The organism is Mesorhizobium sophorae, assembly GCF_002270415.1.
GTDB lineage: Bacteria > Pseudomonadota > Alphaproteobacteria > Rhizobiales > Rhizobiaceae > Mesorhizobium > Mesorhizobium sophorae.
In genome coordinates, this window is record NZ_NNRI01000011.1 from 1 (window position 1) to 13,702 (window position 13,702).

The 13,702-nt window shown below is 59.3% G+C and carries 10 protein-coding genes and 2 pseudogenes; 1 reads left to right on the plus strand and 11 read right to left on the minus strand.

Annotated features, from left to right (window positions below; genetic code table 11):
- Positions 1-16 precede the first annotated feature (16 nt).
- Positions 17-280 carry a helix-turn-helix transcriptional regulator gene (locus CGZ66_RS16605; RefSeq protein WP_095085666.1) on the plus strand — a complete coding sequence of 88 codons (264 nt, stop codon included), beginning with the start codon at positions 17-19 and terminating at the stop codon, positions 278-280.
- A gap of 26 nt (positions 281-306) precedes the next feature.
- Here CGZ66_RS16605 and CGZ66_RS16610 read toward each other — a convergent pair whose 3' ends face one another.
- The 11 genes and pseudogenes from CGZ66_RS16610 to CGZ66_RS16660 all read right to left on the minus strand — a co-directional run bounded on the left by CGZ66_RS16610 (position 307) and on the right by CGZ66_RS16660 (position 13,613).
- Entirely contained in the window at positions 307-567 is a 261-nt protein-coding gene (locus tag CGZ66_RS16610) for a DUF3768 domain-containing protein (RefSeq protein ID WP_245331126.1), read from the minus strand.
- A gap of 182 nt (positions 568-749) precedes the next feature.
- Positions 750-1,355: a hypothetical protein gene (locus CGZ66_RS16615; RefSeq protein ID WP_095085335.1), complete on the minus strand. Its 606-nt coding sequence runs from the start codon at positions 1,353-1,355 to the stop codon at positions 750-752.
- 209 nt (positions 1,356-1,564) lie between these two features.
- On the minus strand, positions 1,565-2,548 hold the full coding sequence (locus tag CGZ66_RS16620; protein ID WP_245331127.1) for a tyrosine-type recombinase/integrase: 984 nt from the start codon (positions 2,546-2,548) through the stop codon (positions 1,565-1,567).
- A 54-nt stretch (positions 2,549-2,602) separates the two neighbouring features.
- Positions 2,603-2,824: pseudogene (locus CGZ66_RS41745) on the minus strand (Arm DNA-binding domain-containing protein); the annotation flags it as partial.
- A gap of 537 nt (positions 2,825-3,361) precedes the next feature.
- Entirely contained in the window at positions 3,362-5,386 is a 2,025-nt protein-coding gene (locus CGZ66_RS16625; RefSeq protein WP_206073721.1) for a calcium-binding protein, read from the minus strand.
- Positions 5,387-5,540: 154 nt separating this feature from the next.
- A complete protein-coding gene (locus CGZ66_RS41535) occupies positions 5,541-5,765 on the minus strand; it encodes a hypothetical protein (RefSeq protein ID WP_143748773.1) in 225 nt (74 codons plus the stop codon).
- A 65-nt stretch (positions 5,766-5,830) separates the two neighbouring features.
- Positions 5,831-6,073 carry a hypothetical protein gene (locus CGZ66_RS16635; RefSeq protein ID WP_095085343.1) on the minus strand — a complete coding sequence of 81 codons (243 nt, stop codon included), beginning with the start codon at positions 6,071-6,073 and terminating at the stop codon, positions 5,831-5,833.
- On the minus strand, positions 6,070-7,461 hold the full coding sequence (locus tag CGZ66_RS16640) for a calcium-binding protein (protein WP_095085345.1): 1,392 nt from the start codon (positions 7,459-7,461) through the stop codon (positions 6,070-6,072). Before CGZ66_RS16640 ends, CGZ66_RS16635 begins: the two co-directional genes overlap by 4 nt.
- A 326-nt stretch (positions 7,462-7,787) precedes the next feature.
- Positions 7,788-10,064: a beta strand repeat-containing protein gene (locus CGZ66_RS16650; RefSeq protein WP_095085347.1), complete on the minus strand. Its 2,277-nt coding sequence runs from the start codon at positions 10,062-10,064 to the stop codon at positions 7,788-7,790.
- A gap of 201 nt (positions 10,065-10,265) precedes the next feature.
- A pseudogene (locus CGZ66_RS40800) lies at positions 10,266-10,391 on the minus strand (3-oxoacyl-[acyl-carrier-protein] reductase); the annotation flags it as partial.
- A gap of 273 nt (positions 10,392-10,664) precedes the next feature.
- Positions 10,665-13,613, minus strand: coding sequence for a beta strand repeat-containing protein (locus tag CGZ66_RS16660; protein WP_095085351.1), 2,949 nt, complete (start codon positions 13,611-13,613; stop codon positions 10,665-10,667).
- Positions 13,614-13,702: the final 89 nt, after the last annotated feature.

Below are 13,702 nucleotides of genomic sequence, written 5' to 3' on the forward strand. Positions count from 1 at the left end.
TGGTCGCGTCTTCCGCATGGATGGACGTAGCCGCATTGCATGGAATCTTCGACGTATTCGAGCCGCAAAGCGGATCAGTCAGGAAAGCCTCTCTCTCGACGCAGGAGTTGATCGTGGGACTATCAGCGAAATTGAAACCCAAAAGTTCAATCCATCTGTCGATCTGCTTGATCGCTTGGCCTCCGCGTTGGGCGTTGACATAGCCGAGTTTTTGCTTGTTCCACCTGACGGTAGCGAACGACCAAAATCTCTGAGGGCGGGTCGGAAGGCAGGCAAATGATTTCGGCAAAGGGGCGTGTGCCAGCATCAGTATTCCTCCGGCAGCATCACCGTCATGACGCGTATCGTGACGGTGGGGTCGGCCGGGTCCGGCGATAGGTTTACGAGCGCCCGGTCATAGTAGTCTATTTTGAAGAACAACTGCCGATCGCCGACGTGCAGGAGGGCACAATCATGCTGGCCCCATGGATCGTTGTTCTCGTCGAATGCGTCGAAGTTGGCGATGGCCAAAAGAATGGCGCCGATCTCTTGGGCAGGCAGTGCGGCGACACCGGCGGTCATCACCATGCGCCCGCCAGCGCCCGTCTGGCGCAGCTGGTCGTTTAAGGTCCGAATACGCGCGGTTCTGTCAGCCGCTGACAGCCGACCGACGCGCTCTGTTGAGCATGTCATTGGGTGGGTCCTCCTAATGGAACGTGTGATTGAGGGGGTGACGGGCCAGGACGAACCCGGCCCGTTGGTAAGGCCGATTATTTCTTCGCCAGCTGGCGGGGGTGGATCAGGCCGAGCTGGTAGTAGCTGCGGTCGATCTGCGGGGAATCTGGGTAATCCCTGAACTTCAGGGTGTAGATGCCCTTGGCTTTCGCCTTCATAATCCGGGCTTCGAAATATCCTTCATCGGGCCCCTCTGACGCCAGCACCATGTCGCCGACGGACAGCTTTGCCCAAAGGTCGCTACCGTTACCGCCAGCGCCACCGTCGCCCCCGCCATGGCCCGCCACGGCCTCAGGCGAGCCCGCTGAGGCGTTTTCGGGGCTATTGGTGGCCTTGTCGTCGCCCGACCCGCCGTCGCGCTCGTCAGCGACGCCCGCAAGGGCTGCGATGCGCTGATAAGTTTCGGCCTTAACGAACGGCACGAAAGCCTTGCCGCTGTCGAACAGCTTGCCAGCCGGAAGGCGCATGACGATCTCGGGTGCTTCGCCGGGCTCAACGCGGTGCGAATGCATCCCCATCAGCCTTGCAGCGCTTTCCGCGGCCTCGACCTCGGGTAGCAGGAACACGGAAGCGTGGGGCTTGCGGGAGTCATCCCTGCCGAAAACGATTAGCGAGCGCGTGGTCTCGGAGGCGACATTCATTGGCCTGCCTCCAGATATGACAAAGGGGCCAGATGGCCCCTTGCGGTGTGCTGTGCGTGGTGCCGACACGGCGTGTCGGGTCGATCTGTCAAAGGCATTTTCGAGCTCCTGTTAGCGTCTGACCCAAGCCGCGCCAAACGACGCAACTGGCCGCCGACAGTATACAGGAATGTTTTCCCATTGTCAAGAATCGGTTTAAAATCAAACCTTTAGGTCTTCTCAACAGCTTGATCGACAGGAGCTACTTCAATCGCCGGAATTGTTCTAGGTCGTGACAGGGCTGCGGCGATATCGGCGCTGACAGCTTGGGCAGCCGAAGCGAGCGCCTTGTCCGGCAGATGCACGTATCGTGAGGTGACTCCTCTGCCTTTGTGCCCAAGCAATCCCGCTATCGTGCCATCCGAGTACCCCAGCCCAGAAGCGACTGACGCGAACGTGTGACGCAGACTGTGCGGCGTCGCGTTCTCAACTTCAGCAGCTGCAAAGATTCGCCGAGCTTCTTTGCCGATACCTTGATAGGCAGCGTTCCCCTTTGAGCCGGGGAACACAAACGACTTACCTGCCACGCGACGCTGGACCTTGAAGACAGCCAGTGCAGCCCCGCCGATTGGCCGGAGGCTCTTACCCGTCTTTGTATCGGCGAGTCTCAGGCAGCTAAGAGAGGTGTCAAGCTCGGTCCAACGAAGCCCTGTAATCTCTCCGATCCGACATCCAGTGAGACAAAGCAACTTGATGATGGAGAGAGCGTATGGATGGATTTCTTTGTCTTCCGCATCCCTGCCTCTAGTAAGCACAGTGCCGAGCCGACCAAGCTCCGTTGCGTCGAGAAAACGCTGTTTAGCCTCGCTTCGAAATCGCCGTACTTTGTGCACTGGGTTTCGGTCTATGAAACCTTCGTCCACCGCCCACGTCATGATGCCGGACAACAAGTCCGCGACACGGGCAGCGGTGGCCGCGCCCCCCGTGACGTTCGCTCTGCCTCGCGGCTTGGTCTTTATGCGCGCTTTCGTCTTGCCGACAGTGATGTCCTCAATCAGACGTTTGACAGCCCGGCCGTCGATCGCCGTAACTGCAACGGTTCCAATTAGAGGCTTGATGTGGCGGTCGATGCGGCCTCTATCGATTGAGAGGGTCGATTGCTTCTTCGGCCGACTAAAGCGCGTCAGGATAGCCCCGGCCTCGGCAACCTCCATGTACCGATCACAGAGATCGCCCATAGTTGGCGGCTTGGGGCGATCCCTATCGGCTGCCGGATCTTCTCCTGCCGCGACTAAACCGAGCAGCCGCTTGGCCTCAGTCCGTGCTTGATCAACCGTCCAAGGAGATCCATAGCGGCCTATCGTAAGCCACCTTTGCTTGCCGCTCTGGCTGTATTTCAGGCAGAACGTCGGGTGCTTGCGCTGCCGTCTAACCCCGAAGCCCGCAACTGACCCGCGCCCAGAATCCCAAAGTGTGGAATCGGCAGGCATATCGTCAATGTCAGTTTTGTTAAGAGGCACAGATTACCGCCCTAGCTACAGCCTAGCAACAGCTAGTATGGGAACTCAGGTGATTTGGAAAGATGCCTCGTCGTAAAAACCTTAGTAAAAACAATCAATCGATGATCTGACGGGAACTTGCGGGATATGGTAGCTATACGTTTACACCGAAGATGTCGGCGGTTCGAGCCCGTCATCGCCCACCAGATTTCTTCAATCAAAAGCCCTGTGGCGCCAGCACTCCCCTGGCGCCAGCAACCGCATAGCCGTCGCTGGCGCCGGGAGCCCGTCACACAGTCCTGATGTGACGGGCCGAGGTGACGGGCTGTTTGCGTTGCCTTGCTTACACCACCACGAAATCCGCGTTGGTGAGCGCGAGGTTGGCGGCGAGTGTGGCGAAATGGATTGAGCCGCCAGCCGCACTGCCGTTGCTGTCATAGGTGAGCCAGCCGGTATCCGTCTCGTAGATGATGTGGTCGTTGCCGTCGCCGGCAAGGCCGGTGGTGTTCTTGACGAACTGCGCCGCCGTCAGTGTGCCGTTGCCGCCAAGCGGGTGATGTGGTCGACATTGGTCGAAGCGTTGAGCGCCGTGGTGAAGACGAAGGTGTCGTTGCCGGTGCTGCCGCTCAGCGTGTCGTTGCCGAGGAGGCCGTTGATGACGTTGGCGCCCGAATTGCCGGTGATGACATTGGCAATGGAATTGCCGGTGCCGTTGATCGAGGCGCCGGTCCGCAGCGCCAGGTTCTCCAGCTCCTGGCCCGACAGGTTGAACGAGACATAGGCCTGCACATTGTCGGTGCCTTGGCCATTGGCCTCGACGACATGGTCGCCGGCATTGTCGACATAATAGGTGTCGTTGCCGATGCCGCCTTGCATGGTGTCGGCGCCTTCCTTGCCGTCCAGCGTATCGTTGCCGCCAAGGCCGATCAGGATGTTGACGCCCGAATTGCCGGTGATGACGTTGGCAATGGAATTTCCGGTGCCGTTGATCGAGGCGCCGGTCCGCAGCGCCAGGTTCTCCAACTCCTGACCGGAGAGGTTGAAGGAGATGGTGCTCTGCACGTTGTCGATGCCCTGGCCATTCAGTTCGATGACATGGTCACCGGCATTGTCGACCCAATAGGTGTCATCGCCGGTGCCGCCGCTCATCAGATCGGCGCCGGCGCCACCGTTGAGTGTATCGTTATGGGCTCCACCAAACAGCTTGTCGCTGCCGGCGCCACCGTCGAGCATGTCGTTGCCGGCATCGCCGCTGATCGTATCGTCACCACCAAGACCCGACAGCGTGTCAGCGCTGGTGCCGCCATTGATATGGTCTGCGAAGACATTGCTGCCCTGCCAGATGTCCTTGCCGGCCGTACCGACGAAGATGGTCGGGTCGAAGATCTGGGCGCGGACGCAGCTGCCGCTGCCATCGCCGGTATCACTGGACTCCCAGGTGGCCACGAAACGGCCATCGGCCAGCGCCGTGATTGCCGAGTTATACTGAGGGCCAGTTGTCGTCGAATTGACGATGAAGTCGCTGCCGGCCGCTGAACCGTCGGCGTTGTAGAGGTGGGCGCGGATGCAGCTGCCGTCGCCGTCGCCGGTATCACTGGACTGCCAGGAGGCCACGAAGCGGCCATCGGCCAGCACAGTGATCGCGGGGTTATACTGATTACCCGCTGCCGTCGAATTGACGATGAAGTCGCTGCCGGCCGCTGAGCCGTTGGCGTTGTAGATGCGGGCGCGGATGCAGCTGCCTTCCCCGTCGCTGCCATCATTGGACTGCCAGGTGGCCACGAAGCGGCCATCAGCCAGCGCCGTGATCGCGGGGCTATACGGATCACCCACTGTCGTCGAGTTGACGATGAAATCGCTGCCGGCCGCTGAACCGTTGGCGTTGTAGATGCGGGCGCGGATGCAATTGCCGTCGCCGTCGCTGGTTTCGTGGGACTCCCACGTGGTCACGAAGCGGCCATCGGCCAGCGCCGTGATCGCAGGGCTAGCCTGATCGCTCGTTGCTGTCGAATTGACGATGAAGTCGCTGCCGGCCGCTGAACCGTCGGCGTTGTAGATGTGAGCGCGGATGCAGCTGTTGCTCCCGTCGCCGGCGTCGTAGGACTGCCAGGTGGCCACGAAGCGGCCATCGGCCAGCGCCGTGATTGCGGGGCTGGACTGATAGCCAGTTGCTGTCGAGTTGACGATGAAGTCGCTGCCGCCCGCACTGCCATCAGCGTTGTAGACGCGGGCGCGGATGCAATAGCCATCGCCGTCGCCGGTGTCACCGGACTGCCAGGTGGCCACGAAGCGGCCATCGGCCAGCGCCGTGATCGCGGTGTTAGATTGATCGCTCGTTGCTGTCGAATTGACGATGAAGTCGCTGCCGGCCGCTGAACCGTCGGCGTTATAGATGTGGGCACGGATGCAGCTGCCAGCGCCGTCGCCGGTATCAGTGGACTGCCAGGTGGCCACGAAGCGGCCGTCGGCCAGCGCTGTGATCACGGGGCTGTACTGACTGTTTGTTGTCGTCGAATTGACGATGAAGTCCTGTCCGATGCGTCCGATAGGCATGGCTTGTTCCCTTTCGTTGCCGGCGTGGTGGGAATGGCCAGCAGCCGGCATCGCCTACTGGCACATGAACGGAATTCGGTGAGCGCGGTGAAGATCGCTACAAACTCAGAGGTCGCCGACATGGTGCGTTGTTGGGATTGCGCACAAGCCGCGTTCAGATCACCACGAAATCGGCGTTGGTGAGCGCGAGGTTGGCGGCCAGCGTGGCGAAATGGATTGAGCCGCCTGCCGCACTGGTCTTCACCACGGCGCTCAACGCTTCGACCAATGTCGACCACATCACCGATTTCTCGGTGGTCGCAGACACCATCCAGGTCGACAATGCGATCTTCGCAGCGCTTGGCGGCAACGGTACGCTGACCGCCGACCAGTTCGTCAAGAACACAACCGGCCTTGCCGGTGACGGCAACGATCACATCATCTACGAGACCGACACCGGCTGGCTTACCTATGACAGCAACGGCAGAAACTGTCGTTGCCGGTGCTGCCGGAGAGCGTGTCATTGCCGAGCAGGCCGTTGATGACATTCGCGCCCGAATTGCCGGTGATGATATTGGCAATGGAGTTGCCGGTGCCGTTGATCGAAGCCGAGCTGCGCAACGCCAGGTTCTCCAACTCCTGTCCCGACAGGTTGAAAGAGACATAGGCCTGAACATTGTCGGTGCCCTGGCCGTTGAGCTCGATCACGTGATCCCCGGCACATTGTCGACATAGTAGGTGTCGTTGCCGATGCCGCCTTGCATGGTGTCGGCCCCTTCCTTGCCGTCCAGCGTATCGATGCCGCCCAGGCCGGTGAGCGTGTTGACGCCCGAATTGCCGTTCAGCGCATTGGCCAGGCTGTTGCCGGTGGCGTTGATCGAAGCCGCACTGCGCAGTGCGACGTGCTCGATATTGCCCGTGAAGTGATTGCCATCGCTGAGACTGATCGAGATATAGCTGTTGACGATATCGGTCCCGTTGGCGCCGACGGTGCTTTCACTGACGATATCGCCGGCATTGTCGACGAAGTAGGTGTCGTCGCCTTGCGCTCCGCTCATCGTGTCGGCGCCGCCTTTGCCGTCCAGTACGTTGTTGCCGGAATTTCCGGTCAGCGTGTTGGCCAGGCTATTGCCGGTGGCGTCGATCGAGGCGGCGCTCCGAAGCGCGACGTTCTCGATATTGCCTGTGAAATGGTTGCCATCGCCAAGGTTGATCGAGATATAGCCTTTGACGGTATCGGTGCCGTTGGCGCCGGCGGTGCTTTCATCGACGCTATCGCCGGTATCATCGAAATAATAAGTGTCGCTGCCGGCGCCACCTACCATGGAATCGGACCCGATGCCCCCGTCAAGCAGATCATTTTGACCCGAACCGATCAGGTGATCGCTACCTGCGTTGCCATTCAGGTCGATAGTCTGGTGAGCGCCGCCCCAATGGTCGAACGTCACGCCTGAAAGATCGATATTTGTGCCGTTGACGCTCAGCACCTGGGTGTTCGCGGTGTTGCCGACAACCCGATTGATATGGCCAGCGCCGATTTGCTGTGAACCAAAAATGGCCGTAAAATCGAAGCTTATCGAACGCAATATTTCCATCTGGGTAAAAGTCGAGGTGGAGAAATCGTAGAAGCTCCCGGCGCCCCCATTGAGATCAATGGTGTCGTTACCTGCTCCGCCGTCAAAGGTCGAACCGGCGCGGGCCGCATCTGCTGGTTGAAACAAGAAAAAGTCGTCGCCGAAGCCGCCATGGATGATGTCGACGCCACCACGGGTGTAGAAGGTATCCACCATGCTCGAACCGGTGACGGTGTCCGCGCCGCTGGTGCCCAGGAAATTAATCGCAGCGCTTGGAGGGTTCCAGCCGCTGAAGGTCCATGCCTGCGCTGAAAAACTGTTTCCAGCGATCAGGCGCACATGGATCTCGTCGCCATGATCGTTGCCGTTGATGGCGACCGAATCTGAGATTTTTCCCGGGCCAAATTGACTAGCGCTGAAAATTGCCCCCGCATATGTCGGCCCCGTGAAATTGATTGCAGTAATATTGGCCAGATCGTCTGGGACGTAATCATGTGTTGTGGCGACGTTGAGGACAGACATTTGTTCTCCAAAGCACTGGCGTGGCATCCATGATCGGTGCCACTTTAAAATTTCTTCTGGTAGCTACAGCGATGCGGTCTATGTGCGCTCTGTATCTGGCCGATGTCGCCGAAATTTTCTCGCAATATTTCGTGCCGGCAAGGGGACCCTGCCGTCCGTCCGTATCGAACGTTGTTCGCTCTGTTGATCGGCTGGCCTGAACGCCGGGAATAGCTCGCCATTCTCGCCACGATCAAACGCAATGACGATGATTACGCTTCAGGTTTTTCTGCAGGGAAACCCGTCGCCGCCCCGGCTCACGCCGGGGCGGCCTATTTTTGTTTTACTCACACCACGACGAAATCGGCGTTGGTCAGCGCTAAATTGGCGGCCAGCGTGGCGAAATGGGTGGAGCCGCCAGCGGCACTGCCATTGCTGTCATAGTAGAGCCAGCCGGTGTCGGTCTCGTAGATGATGTGATCGGTGCCGTCGCCGGCAAGGCCGGTGGTGTTCTTGATGAACTGGTCCGCTGTCAGCGTGCCGTTGCCGCCAAGCGCCGCGAAAATGGCGTTGTCGACCTGGATGGTGTCCTCGGCGACCGAGAAGTCGGTGATGCGGTCGACATTGGTCGAGGCATTGAGCGCCGTGGTGAAGGCAAAGGTATCGTTGCCGGTGCTGCCGGACAGCGTGTCGTTACCGAGCAGGCCGTTGATGACATTCGCGCCCGAATTGCCGGTGATGGCATTGGCGATCGAATTGCCGGTGCCGATGATGTTGCCGGTGCTTCGCAGCGCCAGGTTCTCCAGTTCCTGTCCCGACAGGTTGAAGGAGACATAGGCCTGCACATTGTCGGTGCCCTGGCCGTTGAGCTCGATCACCTTATCACCGGCATTGTCGACGTAGTAGGTGTCGTTGCCGGTGCTGCCGCTCATCGTGTCGCCGCCGCCGAGGCCATCGATGACGTTGTTGCCCGAATTGCCGGTGATGATGTTGGCGATCGAATTGCCGGTGCCATTGATGGAAGCCCCGCTGCGCAGCGCCAGGTTCTCCAGTTCCTGCCCGGAGAGGTTGAAGCTGACATAGGCCTGGACATTGTCGATGCCCTGGCCGTTGAGCTCGATGACCTGATCGCCTGCATTGTCGACATAGTAGGTGTCGTTTTCGCCACCTCCACGCATGATGTCGGCGCCTGTGCCACCATCCAGAAGATCGGCTCCCCGGCCGCCATTCAACGTGTCGTTTCCGCCTTCGCCGTAAATTGAGTCATTGCCGTAACTCAGGTCGCTTGAACCATCACGCTCATCGCCCCAGAGCGTGTTGTTGCCGTCATGGCCCATCAGAACATCGTTGCCGCCACGGCCACGCAGCTGATTGTCAGCCGCGTTGCCATAAAGCCCGTCGTTGAACGCGGTTCCACGCGCGTTGTTCACGCCGACCAATGTGTCGTAGCCGATGAAGAGATTGCTCTCGTCCATGTCGTGGGCATAGCCGCCCTGCAGGTCGACCAGAACCGCGCCGCCCGCTCCGTTGTAGTTGACCCGGCCTCCCTCCGTGCCGGCCAGGAACCTTACAACATCGTTCCCGGCGCCGAGATAGAAATCCATGTAGCCGCCGAATGTGTTGGTATAGGAGGCATCGACGATGAACGTGTCGCCAAAGGCGGTGTCGTCGATGGCATGAATGCCGGATACGCGATCGACACCACCTTGCCCATCTGCGATGGCAAAACCGATGGCATTCGATCCGGCCGCAAGGCCAGCGCGAGCCTGTGCCGTGAGGTTGGCCACGATGGCAGTCGTCGCGCCGGCATAGAGGAGTTCGACATAGTCGATGTCCGTGTTTCCGGAGGTCTGTGCAATGATCCTGTCATTGCCCTGGTCCCCCGACACGGTAGCGGCAACCGCCGTCAAGGTGTCGTTGCCGTTGCCGCCGCTCAAGAAATCGAAATCGTCCACGGTCGCCGACACGCCGCCATTGATAGTATCGGCGCCGTCGTCACCCGCGAGATAGTTGCTGCCGGTTGTCCCGGTGATGGTGTCGGCGAACTGGGTGCCTTCGGCATCCTCGATGCCGGTCAGCGTATCCGTGAAGCCCCAGCCGTCAGTTACTACGCCGGTCGCCAAATTGATCGTGGCACCATGTGTGATGATGCCGCCGCCGTCGACGTCAACTCCATAGTCAAGGCTGTCGTCCCTGTAGGAAACCATATCTTCGCCGGCGCCGCCAATGATGGTGTCGGTGCCGCTTCCCGCGAACACCGTGCCGCCGTTTGATCCCAGATGGATGATGTCGTTGCCTGCCCGGGCAAACACCCAAAAGCCGTCATTTCGCATCGTGATGTTGTCTGCGAAGTGGCTGGCGTTCACGGACTCGACACTGTTGAGCGTGTCGGTGTTGCCGAGGCCGTCGGTGACGACACCAGTCTGCATGTTGATGGTCAGGCCGTTTGAGTAAGTCTCGTAGAAAACGACGTCGATGCCGTCCCCTCCATTCACCTGGTCATTGCCGCCAATCGCCATGCGAATGTAGTCGTCACCAGCCAATGCGTTGATTGTGTCGTTGCCGATCAGGTCTTGAATGTCGGGATTGATATCGTTGCCGACGGTTCCGTTGATGACTGCCATTTTGATCCTCCCGCTGTATGGTATTCCCCATGGGCAACTGTAGCCGAAGGTTGCATTAGAGTCATCTCATGCAAAGAACGTAGGGTCAGCTTGTTCAACGCCGGCGAAGTGCCTCGCAATTCGAGTTCAACAGTATTGTTGGACAGCCGCGAAGTTTTTCGAGGAAGCTTTACAGCTTCGGAGCGCCGCAGGGCGCAGCGATCACAGCGGCAGGAGCCGGAAGTCGTCGCCCTCGGGCAGCAATTGTCCGCCATCGACGACGATGGTCGTGCCGGTGATGTAGCTGGCAGCGTCGGAGGTGAGGAACAGGAACGGGTCGACCCCGTCATCGCACGCCAGATTTCTTCAATGAAAGCGTGAGGCGCCGGCGCTTCCCCTGGAGCAATTCCAGGAAAAGTGTGAAACGGTTTTCCCGGGAAAAGCGCGCAGCGCTTTCCCTCAGGGAATTACGTCAAAACAAAGAGTCAGAGCGGTTCGCCGTTTCCGTGAAACGGTGAACTGCTCTGGAGCCAGCAACCGCACAACCCCCGCTGGGAACGGGAGCCCGTCACACAGTCCTGATGTGGCGGGCCCCATGTGGCGGGCTGTTTTCGTGACTCCCTACACCACGACGAAATCGGCGTTGGTCAGTGCCAGGTTTGCGGCCAGCGTGGCGAAGTGGGTGGAACCGCCCGCCGCACTGCCGTTGCTGTCATAGGTGAGCCAGCCGGTGTCGGTCTCGTAGATGATGTGATCGTTGCCGTCGGCGGCAAGGCCGGTGGTGTTCTTGACGAACTGGTCCGCCGTCAGCGTGCCATTGCCGCCAAGCGCTGCAAAGATCGCATTGTCGACCTGGATGGTGTCGTCGGCGACCGAGAAGTCGGTGATGGTATCGACATTGGTCAAGGCGTCGAGCGCTGTATGGAAATGGAAAATGTCGCTGCCAGTTCCGCCGATCAGTGTATCGTTGCCCAGGTGGCCGTCGAGGATGTCGTTGCCCGCGCCGGCAGTCAGGGTGTTGTCATGCTCGCCGCCATATATCTGATCCGCAAACTGCGTACCGGTGACATTGCGGATAGTGGCTACGGTATCCGTATTCCCAAACGAATCCGTTGCGGTATCGGCTGCCAACCCCAGTTGCGAGCCGACTCCCCAGAGATTGACGAGGATACCATGTATGGCGCCGCTGCTGACGTCGGTACTGTAGTCGACCGTGTCAAGGCCGGAATTGCCATTCATCGTGTCATTTCCACGTCCGCCAATCAGCCTGTCGTCGCCTGAATTGCCGTTGATGATATCATTTCCGTCTCCGCCAATGAGCGTGTCGTTCCCGTCCTTGCCGCTTATTGTATCGTTGCCGCCGCCGCCGATGAGAATGTTGACGAAACCATCGCCGTTCAATGTGTCGCCACCACTGCCGCCGGTGACGTTCTCGATGTTGCGAATAGTATCTTCCGCGATCCCGCCGATCGTGACTTGAGCGTCAACGGACTTGGTTAGACTTACGGCAACGGCAGAGGTTTGGTTGCTGTAGTCGGCCGTGTCGAGACCATCTCCACCATCCATAACATCATTGCCGAGGCCTCCTCTGAAGATGTCGTTGCCGCCGAGGCCCAAAAGTGTATTTACACCACTGTTGCCAGTGATGATGTTGGCAATGGAATTGCCGGTGCCGTCGATGTTCGCCGATCCAGTCAGCGTCAGGTTTTCCAGGTCCTGGCCTGAGAGATTGAAGGAGATCGCGCTGTTGACCGTGTCAGTGCCCTGACCACTGGCCTCGATCACGTGATCGCCGGCATTGTCGACATAGTAGGTGTCGTTGCCGGTGCTGCCACTCATGGTGTCGGCGCCGCCAAGGCCGTCGATGACGTTGTTGCCGCTGTTGCCAGTAATGACATTGGCAAAGGAATTGCCGGTGCCGTTGATCGATGCAGCACCTCTCAGCGCCAGATTCTCCAACTCCTGGCCACCCATGTTGAAGCTTACATAGGCCTGCACATTGTCGGTGCCCTGGCCACTGGCTTCGATCGCATGATCGCCGGCGTTGTCGACATAGTAGGTGTCGTTGCCGAGATCGCCCTGCATCGTGTCGGCACCACCCTTGCCGTCCAGTGTGTCGTTGCCTTCAAGGCCGATCAGCGTATTGACGCCGGAATTGCCATTGAGAACGTTGGCGAGGGCATTGCCAGTTCCGTTGATGTTTGCCGCGGTGATCAGCGTCAGGTTTTCCAGTTCCTGGCCTGACAGATTGAAGGAAATCGCGCTGTTGACCGTGTCAGAGCCCTGACCACTGGCCTCGATCACGTGATCGCCGGCATTGTCGACATAGTAGGTGTCGTTGCCGGTGCTGCCACTCATGGTGTCGGCGCCGCCAAGGCCGTCGATGACGTTGTTGCCACTGTTGCCAGTGATGGTGTTGGCTATCGAATTGCCGGTGCCGTTGATCGAGGCGCCGCTCCGCAACGCCAGGTTCTCCAGCTCCTGGCCGGAAAGACTGAAGCTGACATAGGCCTGCACATTGTCGGTGCCCTGGCCGTTGAGCTCGATCACGTGATCGCCGGCATTGTCGACATAGTAGGTGTCGTCGCCGATGCCGCCTTGCATGGTGTCGGCGCCTTCCTTGCCGTCCAGCGTGTCGTTGCCGCCGAGGCCGGTCAGCGTGTTGACGCCCGAATTGCCGGTCAGCGCATTGGCCAGGCTGTTGCCGGTGGCGTTGATCGATGCCGCACTGCGCAGTGCGACGTTCTCGATATTGCCCTTGAAGTGGTTTCCATCGCTGAGGTTGATCGAGATATAGCCATTGACGATATCGGTGCCGTTGGCGCCGGTCGTGCTCTCATCGACGATATCGCCGGCATTGTCGACGAAGTAGGTGTCGTTGCCGGCCCCGCCTTGCATGGCGTCGGCACCAGCCTTGCCGTCCAGCGTGTCATTGCCCTCGTCGCCGGCAAGATAGTTGCTGCCGCTTGTGCCGGTGATGATGTCGGCGAACTGGGTGCCTTCAGCATACTCGATGCTGGTCAGGGTATCCGTGAAGCCCCAGCCGTCAATTACAACGCCGGTTGTCAAATTGATCGTGGCACCATGGGCGATGATGCCGCCGCCATCGACGTCATTTCCATAGTCGAAACCGTCGTCCCTGTAGGAGACCAAATCGTTGCCGGCGCCGCCAATGATGGTGTCGGTGCCGCTTCCCGGCAGTATCATACCGCCGTTTGATCCCAGATGGATGATGTCGTTGCCCGCCCGGGCATACGCCCAAAAGCCGTCATTTCGCATCGTGATGTTGTCTGCGAAGTAGCTGGCGTTCACCGCCTCGACACTGTTGAGCGTGTCGGTGTTGCCCAAGCCGTCGGTGACGACACCAGTCTGCATGTTGATGGTCAGGCCATTTGTGTAAGCCTCGTAGACAATGTCATCCTCCCCGTCCCCTCCATTCACCTGGTCATTGCCGCCAATCGCCATGAAAATTAAGTCGTCACCGGCCAATGCGTTGATGGTGTCGTTGCCGACCAGGTCCTGAACGCCGGGATTGATATCGTTGCCGACGGTTCCGTTGATGACAGCCATTTGGTCCTCCCGTTGTTTGGCATTTCCCCAACGGAAACTGTATCCTACGGTTGCATTAGAGTCATCTGATATAAAGACGTAGGGTCATC

What these genes read in the sequence shown, in the direction of transcription:
- CGZ66_RS16605 (WP_095085666.1), top strand. Translation starts at nt 17, where the DNA reads ATGGATGGACGTAGCCGCATTGCATGGAATCTTCGACGTATTCGAGCC.
- CGZ66_RS16620 (WP_245331127.1), bottom strand. Translation starts at nt 2,548, where the DNA reads ATGGAGGTTGCCGAGGCCGGGGCTATCCTGACGCGCTTTAGTCGGCCG.
- CGZ66_RS16650 (WP_095085347.1), bottom strand. Translation starts at nt 10,064, where the DNA reads ATGGCAGTCATCAACGGAACCGTCGGCAACGATATCAATCCCGACATT.
- CGZ66_RS16625 (WP_206073721.1), bottom strand. Translation starts at nt 5,386, where the DNA reads ATGCCTATCGGACGCATCGGACAGGACTTCATCGTCAATTCGACGACA.
- CGZ66_RS16615 (WP_095085335.1), bottom strand. Translation starts at nt 1,355, where the DNA reads ATGAATGTCGCCTCCGAGACCACGCGCTCGCTAATCGTTTTCGGCAGG.
- CGZ66_RS16610 (WP_245331126.1), bottom strand. Translation starts at nt 567, where the DNA reads ATGGTGATGACCGCCGGTGTCGCCGCACTGCCTGCCCAAGAGATCGGC.
- CGZ66_RS16640 (WP_095085345.1), bottom strand. Translation starts at nt 7,461, where the DNA reads ATGTCTGTCCTCAACGTCGCCACAACACATGATTACGTCCCAGACGAT.
- CGZ66_RS16660 (WP_095085351.1), bottom strand. Translation starts at nt 13,613, where the DNA reads ATGGCTGTCATCAACGGAACCGTCGGCAACGATATCAATCCCGGCGTT.